The organism is Goodfellowiella coeruleoviolacea, assembly GCF_024171785.1.
Taxonomy (GTDB): domain Bacteria; phylum Actinomycetota; class Actinomycetes; order Mycobacteriales; family Pseudonocardiaceae; genus Goodfellowiella; species Goodfellowiella coeruleoviolacea.
Map to the genome: position 1 here is coordinate 130,153 of NZ_JAMTCK010000020.1, position 14,690 is coordinate 144,842.

Sequence of the window (14,690 nt, forward strand, 5' to 3'; positions counted from 1 at the left end):
AGCCGGGCGAACCCCTGCCGGTTCTCGGTCGCCGGCGGAGCAGAAACACTAGTAGCTGGCGTCGGGTTCGCCGAGCACCGCGCTGATCGCCTCGTCCACAATGGACGACATGGTGGTCAGGTAGCTGGCGCTGACGTGGTTGTCGTCCATGTAGATCAGCACGTTGCCGATGGCCGGCGGGCAGACCTCCTCCGTGCAGAAGAAGTCGCTGAAGTCCAGGAACGAGACGTTGTCCGGGACGTTGTCCAGCCCCAGGTAGGGCGGGTCCGCCGCGAGCAGCTCCGCCCTCGGCGTGGCGCACTCGGGCGCGTCCACCCCGTTGCGCTCCGCGCACACCGCCGGCGAGAAGTCGTAGCGGGGGTTGTCCCGCACGGCCACCACCGGGATGCCGTCGTCGGCGAGCTTGCGCCACTGCTCCACGTAGCCGGGCGGCGTCCACTCGGTGAGCCCGACCCGCACGTCCCGGGTGGCGATGGTGAACACGAAGTCCGGTCGCAGCTCGCGGATCTCGTCCACGGCCGCGCTGTTCCAGGCGATGCAGCCCTGATCGCCGGGCACCGTGTCGGAGTCGGTGGAGAACGGGCAGGCGCTGCGGCCCATGCCGATGATCTGCCAGTTGCGCTGCTCGGCGATGGGCCGCAGCGCGGCCAGGTACTGCCGGGAGTGCGAGTCGCCCACCACGACCACCCGCCGGGTCGGCGCACCGTCGGTGGCGGTGGCGCAGATCTCCAGCTCGGCGTTGCGCGCCGAGACCACGCAGTCCTCGCCGGGCAGCGACCAGTCGTAGGGCAGGGACATGTAGCTCGGCGTCAGGTCGGCGTCCTCGGCGCCCTGGTACTCGAATCCGGGCAGCCGGGCACGCGCGCCGGGGTGGTCGGCATCGTCCAGCGACAGCACGGCCACCTCGGCGCGCTCGTCGCTGACCAGCTGCCACGCGCCCGCGGTCAGCAGCACCGGGGTCAGGATGAGCAGCGCGAACCGGTAGGCGCCCCAGGCACTGGCCGCCCCGATCCGGGAGCGCCGCACCGGCTGCTCGACCAGGTGGTGGGTGAGCACCGACAGCAGCAGGGACAGGCCGATGATCAGGGCGCCGTCGCGCAGGCCCACCTCGGCGCGCTGGGTGGCGGTGAGGAAGAGCACCAGCACCGGCCAGTGCCACAGGTAGAGCGCGTAGCTGAGGTTGCCCAGGTACTCCAGCGGTCGGGAGGCCAGCAGGCGGTCCACGCCCACCGGGCTGCTCGTCCACCCGGCCACCAGCACCAGTGCGGCGGACAGCGTCGGCCACAGCGCCAGGTAGCCGGGGAACACGCTGCCGACCTGGAGCACCAGCCCGCAGGCGACCAGCCCGGCCAGGCCGAGCCAGCCCAGCACCACGCGCACGGCCCTCGGCAGCACGATCGCGTCGATGGCCAGCGCGAGCAGGCCGCCGAGGGCGAACTCCCACGCCCGGGTCAGCGAGTGGAAGTAGGCCGTCTGCTGGTCGGTGGCGGTGAGCGCGACCGAGTAGGCCAGCGAGGCGGCGAAGACCACCGCGAGGGTGACGGCCAGCGGCCGCCGCAGCTGGCGGCCGGCCCAGCCGGCCAGCGCCGCGACCAGCCCCACCAGCAGCGGCCACACCAGGTAGAACTGCCCCTGGATGGACAGCGACCAGAAGTGCTGCACCACGCTGGCCTCGTGGTGCGGGGTGAAGTAGTCGGCCGAGTCGGCGACCAGCCGCCAGTTCTCCGCGTAGAACGCCGAGGCGACGACCTCCCTGATCGTCTGGAACCACCGGCTCTCCGGGAGCAGTGCCATGCCGGCGAGCGTGGTCACCAGCAGCACGGTCAGCGCCGCCGGCATGAGCCGGTTGAGCATCCGGCCCCAGTACCGACCGAACCGGATCCCGCCGCGCTCGACCGCGCGCACCAGCTGCCCGGTGACCAGGAACCCGGACACCAGGAAGAAGACGTCAACGCCGCCGGAGACCCGCCCCAGCCAGATGTGGTAGACCACCACCAGCGCCGCCGCCACCGCGCGCAGCCCCTGCAGTTCCGGCCGGTACGTGCGCGCCGCCCCGGACGTGCCGCCGGCCGCCCCGGGCAGCCGCGCGCGAAGCTGAGCCATCCGCGAAATCCTCCCACGATGAACGGCGGCACCGGCGGCGACAACGCACAACCCATTGCCGCTCATTACCCGCCACGCATTACTCGCCTCACACTGCCCACGGCGCGACCACGCACCAGAGCGGCCACACGCCTATCACACACCGCGAAATCGTGTCAATCAGCTCCAGCTTGGCGTCGACACCGCTACCTTCCTTGTGGTCGACGAGCGAAACCGCTGGTCCGGCACGTGCCACAGGAGGGAATACCCCCTGGTCACCGCCACTCCCCCGGCGCGATCAGCCGGCCACGTCACCCCGTTTTCTCAGCAAATTCACAGGGACCACACGTGCCGTCGAACACCCCGGCCGCCATTCACCAACGAACGGCGGTCGACCACCCGGAATCACCCATCGCTTTTCCGAAACCATTTCTCGCGTTTTTTGGTCGCGGGCCCCGGAAAACGTGCCACGAATGCGCAAGGGCGCCCACCCGGAGCACACCCCACCGCCGACCAGCCGGCGGTGGCGGTGGACTTCTGTCCTCTTTGGTCGGTCACGTCACCGCACGCCAGGTGCTCCGGACGGCCGTGACAGCCGCGAGCACGGGGCCGAAGGGCGCCGGTTGCCATCCCACCCGGTCGGGGTGGTACCACCAGTAGACCTCGTATCCGCCCTTGATCGTCGGTGGCGCGGGCACGGAATCCCAGGACGGAACCAGCCGAACGGACGACCGGAGCGACGGCGGGAACTCGAACCGCTCAGGCACTGGCGACACGACGAAGACCACCTGGGCGTCGCGCCCCTGCTCGTGCAGCACCGGCCCGGGATGCCGCTGGAACTCCGGACTCTCGAACAGCTCCCGCGCCAACGCCGGTTCCACCGACAGCAACGAGAACAGCGGACCGGGGAACAGCCACACCGACGAGGTGCCACCAACCCACCACCGCCGAACCTGCTCGACGGTTCGCAGTGGCACGCTGTGCGGCAGCCACGGCCGGACCGCGTCGGGGTGCACGGTTCCGGGCAGGATCGGCCAACCGTTCGCGACATAACGCGTCGCGGCGTCCAGACTCGCCGCGTGGGAGTGCCGCACAGTCACGCCCCCTTCGCCAGCCGAGGCGGTTGCACCGGTGGACGGATCACCTGGTGCCGAACGGTCCGGAACTGCTGGGCGAACTCGGCGATGTTGACCGGTGTCGGCAGGAGCGTGGTCGGCGCGGTCGGCGATCCCGGTGGCGCGATCGTGAGGACCGCGCGGATGGCCCACGCTGGTTTGGCCGCGTAGGACCAGACGATCACGGGCGGCGCGAACGGATCCTGGTGGCCGTTGTCGAGCGGGGCTCGGTAGGCCAGTGCGGGAAACCGGTCGCTGTCGCCGCTGAGGATCACCACGTCGGCGCACTCGGGCCAGCGGAGCACAGCGGCGATCAGCTGTGGCGCCTTCCTGGACGGCAGGTAGTGCCAGGTCCAGCGGCGACGCCTGAGTTCGTCTATCCAGTCAAGGGCATCCACCGGTCACCGCCGAAAGGACCGAAGAACCAGGCCAGCCGCAACGGCAACAGCAAGCAGCTGTCAGCACGCTCAAACCTCCCAGTCAAGGGTTCAAGACGCGCGCGGCACGTGAGCCTCGCCACGCGAGATCGATCATTCAAGAGACTAAGGCTGAGATGCAAAAATTTTCTTACTCCGATCGGGTGGAGATTGAGATGCAATAACTCAGTTTGCAACTCAATCTCCCGCAACGGGGCGGTACTCACCAACGGAGGCGTGCGGCAAACTTCGCCGCATGAGCGAAGACAGCCCGATCGTGCAGCGCCTGATCTTCGGACACCGGGTGAGAGATCTACGCGACCAAGCGGGCATCGAGCTGGAAGCGGCCAACAAGATGCTTGGCTGGTATCGGGGCAAGCTGTCCAAGGTTGAACACGGTGGGCTGGCGCTCAACGAGGCTGGTACGAAGGCCCTACTTGAGCTGTACGGCGTGACAGGCAAGCAGGCGGAGGACCTGCGCCGACTGTCCGCCGAGGCGCGACGCTACGCGGCACCGGAGCGTGTGCCCGACGTCGGGCGCGACTATGTGGTCTTCGAGCGGGCGGCGGAAGAACTTCGGATGATCTACCCCGAGGTTCCGGGGCTGATCCAGACGGCCGAGTACGCGCGTGCTCAGATCATGCACTCACCAACAGTGCCCGGCAGCCGCGTCGCTGACATGGCGGCAGCCCGTGAGCAGCGAGGCGAACAGCTACGCGTGCGCCCCGGTCAACGGGTGTGGATCATCCTGGGCGAGGAAGCCCTACGCCGGATTGTCGGTGGCCCTGCCACGCTGCGACGTCAGCTTGAGCGAGTGGTGGAGTTCGCCCAGCTTCCGCACGTCTCGATCCGTGTCCTTCCGTTCGACAGCGGTTCAGCTCCGGGTCTGAGCTGTCCGTTTACCCTGCTCTACATCGCCGTGGCAGAGACTGCGATCGCTTACACGGAAACTCTCACAGGAGCGGACTATTTGAGAACGACCGGGGCGTACAGTCTCGCGTTCGAGCAAGCCGAGCAGCAGTGCCTGTCGGAAGACGACACGGTCTCTCTTCTGAAGAACCGCATCCAGGAACTCAGCGACAAATAAGGAGTGCATCCATGTCGGTTTCGTCCCACGACCTAGCCGATGCCCAGTGGCGCAAGTCGAGCTACTCCGGGGGAGGTGCGGCACAGTGCGTGGAACTCGCGTACGTCGACGCAGGAACCGCTGTGCGCGACAGCAAGCAGCCAGCAGCCGGATTCCTTACCTTCACCCCGGAATCGTTCACCATCTTCATGGCCGCCGCCAAAAGCGGCCGACTTGACCGGAACTGAGCTGGCGCCCCCGGCGATACTCGGGGCGTGCCCAGGGATCCACTGTTTGCGCAGTTACATACACTGGCGTTGTCGCCAGCTGACACGGCGGAACTCATCCGCCAACAACTGAAAGCGCTGGAAAAGAATGGCTGAGATGCACACCTGGAAGAAGAGCAGCCGGTCGGGCGCGGGCTCCAACAACTGCGTCGAGCTTGCCTGCCTGGACAACGCAACGGCTGTGCGCGACAGCAAGCAGCCGGCAGCCGGATTCCTTACCTTCACCCCGGAATCGTTCACCACCTTCATGGCGGCCGTCAAAATCGGCCGGCTTGACCGGAACTGAGCTGGCGCCCCCGGCGATACTCGGGGGCGTTCTCATGCCCGCACAGTGCCATCCGGATGCCATCCGAGTGCCATCCGATGCCGTCCGGCACCAACGCCCACGTCTGGCCTCGGCGCCCAGGGCGGCGAGGTGGTCGCCGGTGATGCGGTAGAGCGTGCGCGACCCTCGCGGCGGACCTGGACCAGGCCGGCCAGGTGCAACCGGCTCGGGTGCTGGAAGACCGAGGAGCGCGTCTCCCAGCACCCCCACCGCTGACCGACCCCGTGCGGCCGAGCGGTCAGCCGGTCAGGCCGATCAGCCGCTCACCACGTCAACCACGACGCAGGCGAGGTTGTCCGGTGCGCCGGCGGCGTGGACCAGGTCGGTGAGCTGGTCGGCCGCCCGCTGTGGGGTGTCGGCGGCGTGCAGGGTGTCGCGGATGGCCGGCTCCGGCAGCACGCCGTGCAACCCGTCCGAGCACAGCAGGAACCGGTCCCCCGGGTGCGCCTCGCGCAGGTGCAGGTCGGGCTCGGCCGGATCGCCGTGGGTGAGGGCCCGCAGCAGGGTGGCGCGGCGCGGGTGGACGGCGGCTTCCTCGGGTGTCAACTTGCCCTCGTCCACCAGTGACTGCACGAAGGTGTGGTCGTGGGTGATCTGGGTCAGCTCGCCGCCGCGCAGCAGGTACGCCCGCGAGTCGCCCACGTGCAGCAGCGCGTACTGGCTGCCCGACCAGAGCATGGCGGTCAGGGTGGTGCCGCTGTCCACCAACCCCGGGGCGGTCTCGCTGAACTCCCGCACCGCGGTGCGGGCGCGGTGCGCCGCGCTGCCCAGCACCCGCAGCAGGTTCCCGGCCGGCACCTCCGCGTCGAACGGTTCGAGAGCGGCGAGCGCGGCGGAACTGGCCGCCCGGTCGGCGCCGTCGTCACCGAACCCGTCGGCGACCGCGAACAGCCACCTGCCCGCGTACCCCGCGTCCTGGTTGGTCCGCCGCACCAGCCCGCGCTCCACCCGGGCCGCGCAACGCAGGTCGAGTTCCCCGCGCACATCGGTCATCTCAGTGTCCTTTCTGGACAGGTGGTCGACGAGGAAGGTGGCCAGTTCCTTGCGCGCGGCCGTGTCCGCCTCGACCTGGCGCCAGTACGAGGTCACCTCGGCCGCCGCCGCCAGCGGCGCCAGGTCGCACACCACCCGGATGCGCGCCAACGGCATGCCCAGCCCGCGCAACCACGCGACCAGCCGCGCCCGCTCCAACTGGGACCGGTCGTAGGACCGGTAGCCCGAGCGCGGGTCCACCTCGGCCGGCGGCAGCAGGCCCAGTTCGTCGTAGAGCCGCAACGCCTTGGGCGTCAGCCCCGACGCCTGGGCGAACTCGCCGATGCTCAGTCTGGCCACGTCTCCCTCCTCGCCCCGGGCCCCGTGCCCGGTGACCCGACCCTGCGCCTTGTCCCAAGGGGAGAGTCAAACCCGACACCGGTGACCAACCACCCACGGCGACAGCGGAGGTAGTTGCGCTGACAACTACCTGTCCGGCAGGGTGAGTGGTGGATCATGGGGGTGAGCGGCTGTGCGGGTGTGCCTGGTGTCGCACCGACTGGGCGGGTTCGACGGGGTGAGCGTCGCGGCGGCGGCGTGGGTGCGGGGATTCCGGGCGCTGGGGTGGACGGTCACCAGGGCAGCCGGGTTCTTCGCCGATCACGAGCCGGACGACGTGGTCGTCCGCGGACTGTGGGCCGATCGGCCCGGCGCGGCGCCGCCACCCGTGGACCACGCCACGATCAGCCGGCTGTGCCGAACGCACGACCTGCTGGTCCTCGACAACGCCGGGTCGCTGTGGTCGGCGCCCCTGGCATCGCGTGCGCTGGAACACCACGCCCTGGCCGCTGGTGTGCCCACCGTCGTGCGGCACCACGACCCGGCGTGGCAGGGCGTGGTGTTGCGACCGGTCGAGGGCGACGTCGTGCCGCTGCACCACCCGCGCCACCTGCACGTGGTGATCAACAGGTACACCGAGTCGGAGTTCGCCGCCCGCTGGCCCGAACTGCTGGACGCCAAGGCACTGGTGGTGCGGCACCCCGAGGTCGACGTCGACGGCCTGGCCACCGGTGACCGCGACGCGTGCCGCACCGCCCTGGGAGTGGACCCCGACGAGGTGTTGCTGGCCCACCCGGCCCGGGTGGACGCGGCCAACAAGAACATCCCCGGAGCCGTGTCCTTCGCCCGTGCCCTGGCGGCGGTGTTGCCCGGGCGGGTGCGCTACTGGCTGACCGACCCCCAACCGGGCGAGCCCGGCCCGGTGGCCGACGCGCTGGCCCAGGCACCGGGCCTGATCCGCGGCTGGGTACCGCGCCCCGCCGATCTGTACGCCGCGGCGGACGTCGTGCTGCTGCCGTCCACCTGGGAGGGTTGGGGCCTGCCGGTGGTCGAGGCGGCGGCAGCGGGAAAACCGGTGGTCGCCGGGCCGTACCCGGTGCTGGCGGAGATCCGCGCGCTGGGTGTCACCGTGTGGGACCCCGAGGACGTCGGCGGGGTGGCCGCGCTGCTGTCCGATCCGGACGCGCACCGCGCGGTCCTGGCCGCGAACCGGGCGGCCGTCGTGGCCAGCCTCAGCCAGGCCGACCTCCCCGCCGCGCTCGCCGACCTCGCCGAGCGGGCCCGCGAACTCACCGGCACGGTTCAGTGATTTAGTTACCATGTCAAGGCCTATTTGGTGGATTGATTTCTTCTGGTGCGGCAGCGAGTGTTCCGGTAGCGGCAACACGCCACGCCTGCCAGGAGGAGACGCATGATCATCCGCAACCTTGTTCGAGGTGCCGTGTTGGCAACCGCCGTCGCCGGTTCGGTGCTCACCGCCGGATCGGCCCTGGCCAGCACGCCAGCCACCGGGTGCGCGGAGAGCGCCGACGGCGGCGCCACGGCCGCCGCCTGCACGCCGTACTGGAAGGAGAGCGAGGGCTGGAGCAGCCAGACCGCGTGCAACCGGGCGGGCAACGAGGGCGCCCAGGCCGGCCGGTGGACCGGGTGGAACTGCTCGAAGGCGCTGGGCGGCTGGGAGCTGTGGGTGCGGGACTGCTCGCTGCTGGCCGGTGAGCCGGCCGCGGTGCCCGCGCGCGAGGACGCGTAGCACCGCCGGTAACCGCCTGCCATCACAAGTTGGCCAACCCCTGTTGACGTTCAACCGAACGGCTCTCCCCAAGCCGGTGGTCTGGACCTAACATCTGGCGGATCTAGACATCCTACGTCCGGTTGGGATCGGTCCGGACCACACTGGGGAGCGCCATGTCGGCATGGGCACGGGGCAAGCAGCACAACGGTTTTTCCAGAAGGACCCTGCTGGTCGGGGCTGGCGCGGCGGCGGTCGCCGGACTGGTTCCGCTCGGCACGCGTCGGGCGGCCGCCGCGCCGTCCACTGTGGATGGTGACGCGGCGCGGGCGGCCATCACCCGGCTGCTCGGTGGCGACACGGCCCGGGCCAGCCAGTTCACCCTGGCCAGCCTGCCGGCCGACGGGGACGCCGACCGGTTCACCATCGGCGGCAGCACCGGGCAGGTGGCGCTGGCCGGCACCAGCACGGTCGCGCTGGTCTCCGCGTTCCACTGGTGGCTCAAGCACGTGGCCAACGCGCACCTGTCCTGGAACGGCGACCAGCTGGCGCTGCCCGAGCGGCTGCCCGCGCCCGCCGAGGCGATCACCCGCCGCACCGAGCTGACCGACCGCTACGCCTACAACTTCTGCGTGTTCGGCTACACCGCGCCCTACTGGAGCTGGTCGGACTGGGAGCGCGAACTGGACTACCTGGCCGCCAGCGGGGTGAACCTGGCGCTGTCCCTGGTGGGCCAGGAGATCGTCTGGTACGAGACGTTCCCGAAGTTCGGGCTCACCCAGAACCAGGTGCTGACCTGGATTCCCTACTCCGCCCACCAGCCGTGGGTCTGGTACGGCAGCATCTCCGTGGGTGGCTCGGTCACCACGGGATTCCTGCGCCGCCGCGCCGAACTGGGCGCGAAGATCGCCGACCGGATGCGGGAACTGGGCATCACGCCCGTCTTCCCCGCCTTCATCGGCCACGTGCCCAACGACATCTTCGCCTCGGCCAACCCGGCCGCGAAGGTCGTGCCGCAGGGCAGCTACAACGGCCAGCCCCGGCCGGACTGGCTGGCCAGCACCGACCCGCTGTTCCACGACGTGGCCACGGCCTTCTACGCGGCACAGGCCAACCACTTCGGCGTCACCACGCACTACTCCAACGACCTGCTGCACGAGGGCGGCACCACCGGGGACGTGCCACTGGCGCAGGCGGCGCAGGCCGTGCAGGCGGCCATGACCTCGGCCGCGCCCGGCGCGGTCTGGGTGTTGCAGGGCTGGGCGGGCAACCCGCGTCAGGCGCTGATCGAGGCGGTCGACACCGACCGGGTGCTGGTGCTCGACCTCAACGCCGACATCGCCGAGACCTGGAAGAGCACCTCGGCCTACTGGGGTGCGCCGTGGGCGTGGGGCTCGATCGGCAACTTCGGCGGCCGCCTCGGCATGTTCGGCAGCCTGCACGAGCCGGCGGAAACCCTGCCGGCGATCCGCAAGCTGCCGGCGGCCGAGCGCGGGCGGCTGCGCGGCACGGCCGCGATGGCCGAGGCGCACCACCACAACCCGGTCACCGGCGACCTGTGGGGTGAGACGGCGTGGCGGGACGAGCCACTGGACCTGACCGAGTGGATCGCCGGCTACGCGCGGCGCCGCTACGGCCGGGACGACCCGCGCGCGGTCGCCGCCTGGCAGACCCTGCTGGCCACGGCCTACCGGTTCCGCAAGGAGGAGCAGACCACGGGTGAGGGCCCGTACGAGACGCCGTTCGCGGCCCTGCCCAGCCTGACCGTGACGCGGTCCTCGCGCACCGCGCCCCGTACTCCCCGCTACGACCTGGACCTGTTCATCCCGGCGTTCGTCGACCTGGTGGCCGCCGACCCGGCACTGCGCGCGCTGCCCACCTACCGCTACGACCTGGTCGACGTCACCCGGCAGCTGCTGGCCAACCGCTCCCGCCAGCTGCTGGACGAGATCAGGGCGGCGCACCAGGCCAGGGACGTCGGGTTGTTCCGCACGCTGTCCGCGCGGTTCCTGCGCTACCTGGACCTCACCGACGAGCTGCTGGCCACCGACGAGCACTGGCTGCTGGGCCGGTGGCTGGCGGCGGCCCGCTCCTGGGGCGAGACCGCGCAGGAGAAGGCGCAGCTGGAGTACGACGCGCGCAGCATCATCACCATCTGGACGCCCAAGGCCTACGAGCGGCTGCGCGAGTACGCCAACCGCGAGTGGCACGGGCTGCTGGCCGACTACTACCGGCCGCGCTGGAGCGGCTACTTCGACGAGGTGGCCGCGCGGCTGGCGGCCGGGGACACCAGCCTGCCGTCCAGCGAGCCGGCGGCGTGGGCGGCCAGCAGCGAGGCGTGGACCAGGCAGACCACGACCTACCCGGACCAGCCGAGCGGTGACACCTACGAGGTGGTGCGGCGGATCGTGGCCGAGCTGACCGCCGAGCCGGGCCAGGGCGCGCTGCGGATCACACCGGCCGAGCAGGTGCTGTGCGCGCCGGGCACCACCACCGAGGTGCGGGTGCGGTTCACCAACCGCGATCCGGGCCGGCCGCGCACGGGGGTGCGCACGGCGCTGACCGCGCTGGGCAGCACGGCCGTGGTCGCGGTGGGCGGCACCGGCTTCGCCGAGGTGGCGCCGGGCGCGTCGGTCACCACGCTGTGGCGGGTCACGCCGCCGGCCAGCGCCCTGCCCAAGGACACCGCGATGGTGACCACGACGCTGACCGCGGTCGCCGACTACACCGACGGCGACCGCGCGCACCAGGCGCGGCAGACCAGCGTGCTCCGGGTGGGCCAGCCGCCCCAGGCGCCCAACCAGACGCACGCCACCACCACGGGTGGCGCGGCCCAGCAGGGCAAGCGGTACACGGTGTTCGCGGCCGGGCAGGACATGTGGTCGACCACCCAGGAGTTCGCCGCCGTCTACCGGCAGGACGTGCTGGGCGTCGGCGAGTCGGTGGTCACCGCGGTGACCCGCCAGGACAACACCGGCCCGTGGGCCCGCGCCGGCCTGCTGGTGCGCAACTCCGTGCCGCAGGCCAAGTCGCCGGCGGCGGTGGTGCTGGCCCGCACCCCGGGCAACGGCCTGGCCCTGCAGTGGGACAGCACGGGCGGCGGCAAGCTGGACAGGACCGTGTCGTTCGCCTGGACGGCCAGCCAGGTGTGGCTGAAACTGACCCGGACGGGCAGCACCACGTTCACCGCCCACGCCAGCGGTGACGGCACCCGGTGGCAGCAGGTGGGGCAGGCGGACGCGCCGGGTGCGGTGTCCAGGATGGACGCCGCGCTGTTCGTGTGCGCGGTCAACGCCGACGGCGTGATCGGGTCCGCCGACTTCACCGGCTTCCAGATCCAGCGGGCCGGCAACCCAGGCAACGACCTGCACCGCTACCAGGCCTCCGGCCGGGTGGTGGCGGCGCCGAACAAGGACGGCCGGCTGGAGCTGTTCGTGGCCACCGCCACCGGCGTGTGGAACCGGACGCAGACCGCGGCCAACGGCGGTTGGGGCGGCTGGCGCGACATCGGCGGACCGGCCGGGGCGACGCTGGCGATCGGCCGCGACGCCACCGGCACCCTGGAGCTGTTCGCCGCCACCGCCCAGGGCACCTGGCAGCGCGGCCAGACCGCGGTCAACGGCGGCTGGGGCGCCTGGCAGCACACCGGCGGCCCGGGCGGCCGGGACATCGTGGTCGGCCCGTCCGAGGACGGCCGGCTGGAGGTGTTCCTCGGCGCGGCGGACGGCGTGCACCACCGCTGGCGCACCACGGCCGGCGGCTGGTCGGGCTGGCAGCCCGAGCAGGGCCCGGCCAACGCCGTGCTCGCGCTGGCCCGCGAGGCCGGCGGCACGTTGGTGCTGGTCGCCAGCGGCGCGGACGGCACGTTCCAGCGCGACCAGAGCGCGATCAACGCCGGGTGGGGGCCGTGGCTGGCGATCGGGCCGGCCGGCGCGGACTTGGCCGTGGTGCCCGACGAGGACGACCGGCTGGAACTGTTCCTCGCCACCGGCGACGGTGTTCTGCACCGCTACCAGGGCACCACCAGCGGCGACTGGACCGCGTTCACCCCGGTCGGCGGGCCGGCCAACGCCCGGCTGGCCGCCGCCCGCGACCCCGACGGCCTGGTGCACGTCGTGGCCACCACCCCGACCGAGGCGTGGCAGCGCGCCCAGACCGCGGCCAACGCCGGCTGGGGCGCCTGGCAGCGGATCGGCACCGGTGGCGTGGACGTGGACCTGGCGACCAACGCGGACGGCCGGCTTGAGGCGCACAGCGCCCGGCCCGACCAGGTGTGGGTGCGCTTCCAGCGGTCCCCGGACCACGCGTGGTCCGACTGGCAGGCGTTCGGCGGCCCGCCGAGCGGCCAGTAGACTCGCTCAGCCGGCCAGCGGCTCGTCAGCGAGGTAGGGCGGGGCGGGCTCGTACTGGATGGTGCGGCGCACGGCGCGGGCGTGGTCCCGCCCGTGCAGCCGGCCCACCATCCACAGTGCACTGTCAATGCCCGCGGACACGCCCTGGCTGGTGACCAGGTCGCCGTCCACCACGTAGCGGGCGTCGCGCACCACCGTGACGTCGCCGAGCGCGGCGAGAGCGTCCTGGTGCCGCCAGTGCGTGGCGATCCGCCGTCCCCGCGCGAGACCGGCGGCGTGCAGCAGGAACGCCCCGGAGCACACGCTCATGGTCCAGGCGGCGCGCGCGGCGGTCGCCGCGATCCACTCGGTGACCACCGGGTTGTGCACCTCGGTCTGCCGGGCGCCCAGCCCACCGGGAACCAGCAGCACGTCCAGCGGCGGGTGGTCGGTCAGGGTGTGGTCGGGCAGCACGCGCATCCCCTTGGCGCAGCGCACCGGCTGCGAGTGCTGCGCGACCAGCACCGCGCTGTCCGCCTGCCCGCGCAGCCTGGCCGAGACGGTGAACACCTCCCAGGGGCCGACGAAGTCCAGCTCCTCGACGTTGTCGAACACCAGCAGTCCGTAGACGGTCATGCGGGAACTCCTCACTCCGGGCGGTGGGTCGTGGTGGACCGGAACCGGTCGCGGTAGTCGGACGGGGCGACACCGAGGTGGCGGTGGAAGGTGCGCCGCATGGTCTCGACCGTGCCGAAGCCGCAGCGGCGCGCGATCGTCTCCAGTGGATCGTCGCTTTCGGACAGTGCCCGCTGCGCGGCCTCGACGTGCACCTGCTCCACGTAGGCGGCGGGCGGTGTGCCGAGTTCGGCGGTGAACCGGCGTTGCAGGTGCCGGGGGCTCAACCCGGCGTGGCGGGCCAGGTCGGCGATGCCGTGCCGGGCACCGGGTCGGGCGTGGATCGCGGCCACGGCCGCGCGGATCGGGTCGCTGGACGGCGGCCGGGTGCGCAGCGCCACGCTGAACTGGGACTGGCTGCCCGGCCGGCGCAGGAACAGCACCAGCTGCCTGGCGACCTCGTGCGCGATGTCGCGCCCCAGGTCGTCCTCGACCAGGGCCAGCGCCAGGTCCATGCCGGCGGTCACCCCGGCCGACGTCCACACGCGACCGTCCCGGACGAAGATCGGGTCGGCGTCCACCCGCACCGCCGGGTACTCCTCGGCCAGCTGCCGCGCCCGCGACCAGTGCGTGGTGACCCGGCGGCCGTCCAGCAACCCGGCCGCCGCCAACAGGAACGCCCCGCTGCACACCGACGTCACCCGGCGCGCGGTGCCGGCCGCCTCCGCGATCCAGCCGACCAGCGCGGTGTCCTGGGTGGCCTGGTCGACGCCCCGGCCGCCGGCCACCACCAGGGTGTCCACCCGGCTGGGGTCGAGATCGCCGATGCCGTGCGCCGCGTGCACGGGCAGCCCGCTGCGCGAGGCCACCGGCCCGGCCCTCGGCGCCAGCACGTGCGCGGCGTACCCGCCGGTGCGCCGGCCGGCGTGCTGGAAGACCTCGTACGGGCCCACCAGGTCCAGGGCCTGGAACCCCTCGTAGATCACGAACACGACGTCTCGCTGCCGCACACCCCGAGCCTCCGCCCGCCACCACCGTGGCGTCAACGACACACACCCCACAGATCACGCCACCCCACCCCCCGCGAGTTGCCTTTGCAAACCAATGCCGTGAAGTTAGGTCGTTGAGCCAGGTGTCAAGTCGGGTGTTGGCGGGGTGATGCTGTAGCTGATCCTCACCCGGGACAAGGATTCGTCGTGTCTGGTCTTGTTGTAGGCAAAGGGCGAGACTGGCCGTTTGACGCGCCGGGGCAGAATCCGTGATCGGCGATGCTTCGGGCCGAGTTCGCGCGGGTTCAGCATCGCGTGGCGGATCCCCGCGGGTACGGCACCGGCCAAGCCCTCGCCCCCACCTGCCGTGCGGGCGAGGACCAGCGAGTGGCGGGCAGCCCGCAATGTCACGGTCAAGGAGATC

At 71.6% G+C, this 14,690-nt stretch carries 12 protein-coding genes; 6 read left to right on the plus strand and 6 right to left on the minus strand.

Annotation, left to right across the window (positions count from 1 at the left end; genetic code table 11):
* Nucleotides 1–48: 48 nt before the first annotated feature.
* The 3 genes from LX83_RS33825 to LX83_RS33835 all read right to left on the minus strand — a co-directional run bounded on the left by LX83_RS33825 (nucleotide 49) and on the right by LX83_RS33835 (nucleotide 3,595).
* The gene (locus LX83_RS33825) at nucleotides 49–2,103 is read right to left on the minus strand and encodes an acyltransferase family protein (RefSeq protein WP_253779065.1); all 2,055 of its coding nucleotides are present in this window, start codon (nucleotides 2,101–2,103) and stop codon (nucleotides 49–51) included.
* A 533-nt stretch (nucleotides 2,104–2,636) separates the two neighbouring features.
* Entirely contained in the window at nucleotides 2,637–3,182 is a 546-nt protein-coding gene (locus LX83_RS33830; RefSeq protein WP_253779067.1) for a hypothetical protein, read from the minus strand.
* Nucleotides 3,179–3,595, minus strand: a complete 417-nt coding sequence (locus LX83_RS33835; RefSeq protein ID WP_253779069.1) for a hypothetical protein — start codon at nucleotides 3,593–3,595, stop codon at nucleotides 3,179–3,181. The genes LX83_RS33830 and LX83_RS33835 overlap by 4 nt, the downstream gene beginning before the upstream one ends.
* 274 nt (nucleotides 3,596–3,869) lie before the next feature.
* Between LX83_RS33835 and LX83_RS33840 the strand changes: the two genes are divergently transcribed.
* From LX83_RS33840 to LX83_RS33850, 3 genes are all read left to right on the plus strand, one after another.
* Nucleotides 3,870–4,700 carry a helix-turn-helix domain-containing protein gene (locus tag LX83_RS33840; protein WP_253779071.1) on the plus strand — a complete coding sequence of 277 codons (831 nt, stop codon included), beginning with the start codon at nucleotides 3,870–3,872 and terminating at the stop codon, nucleotides 4,698–4,700.
* Between the two features lie 11 nt (nucleotides 4,701–4,711).
* Nucleotides 4,712–4,927 (plus strand): DUF397 domain-containing protein, encoded by a 216-nt coding sequence (locus tag LX83_RS33845; RefSeq protein ID WP_253779073.1) that lies wholly within the window; start codon nucleotides 4,712–4,714, stop codon nucleotides 4,925–4,927.
* Nucleotides 4,928–5,063: 136 nt separating this feature from the next.
* Nucleotides 5,064–5,252: a DUF397 domain-containing protein gene (locus tag LX83_RS33850; protein ID WP_253779076.1), complete on the plus strand. Its 189-nt coding sequence runs from the start codon at nucleotides 5,064–5,066 to the stop codon at nucleotides 5,250–5,252.
* 294 nt (nucleotides 5,253–5,546) lie between these two features.
* On the opposite strand, the gene LX83_RS33855 is transcribed toward LX83_RS33850, so the two are convergent.
* Nucleotides 5,547–6,623 (minus strand): MerR family transcriptional regulator, encoded by a 1,077-nt coding sequence (locus tag LX83_RS33855; RefSeq protein ID WP_253779077.1) that lies wholly within the window; start codon nucleotides 6,621–6,623, stop codon nucleotides 5,547–5,549.
* 187 nt (nucleotides 6,624–6,810) lie between these two features.
* Between LX83_RS33855 and LX83_RS33860 the strand changes: the two genes are divergently transcribed.
* The 3 genes from LX83_RS33860 (at nucleotide 6,811) to LX83_RS33870 (ending at nucleotide 12,683) form a co-directional block, all read left to right on the plus strand.
* The gene (locus LX83_RS33860; RefSeq protein WP_253779079.1) at nucleotides 6,811–7,911 is read left to right on the plus strand and encodes a glycosyltransferase family 4 protein; all 1,101 of its coding nucleotides are present in this window, start codon (nucleotides 6,811–6,813) and stop codon (nucleotides 7,909–7,911) included.
* A gap of 132 nt (nucleotides 7,912–8,043) precedes the next feature.
* Nucleotides 8,044–8,352, plus strand: a complete 309-nt coding sequence (locus tag LX83_RS33865; protein WP_253779104.1) for a hypothetical protein — start codon at nucleotides 8,044–8,046, stop codon at nucleotides 8,350–8,352.
* 155 nt (nucleotides 8,353–8,507) lie between these two features.
* A complete protein-coding gene (locus LX83_RS33870) occupies nucleotides 8,508–12,683 on the plus strand; it encodes an alpha-N-acetylglucosaminidase TIM-barrel domain-containing protein (RefSeq protein ID WP_253779082.1) in 4,176 nt (1,391 codons plus the stop codon).
* Between the two features lie 6 nt (nucleotides 12,684–12,689).
* Here the strand turns inward: LX83_RS33870 and LX83_RS33875 are convergent, their stop codons facing one another.
* A complete protein-coding gene (locus LX83_RS33875; protein WP_253779086.1) occupies nucleotides 12,690–13,298 on the minus strand; it encodes a DJ-1/PfpI family protein in 609 nt (202 codons plus the stop codon).
* 11 nt (nucleotides 13,299–13,309) lie between these two features.
* Nucleotides 13,310–14,287 carry a GlxA family transcriptional regulator gene (locus LX83_RS33880; protein WP_253779089.1) on the minus strand — a complete coding sequence of 326 codons (978 nt, stop codon included), beginning with the start codon at nucleotides 14,285–14,287 and terminating at the stop codon, nucleotides 13,310–13,312.
* Between the last annotated feature and the right edge of the window lie 403 nt (nucleotides 14,288–14,690).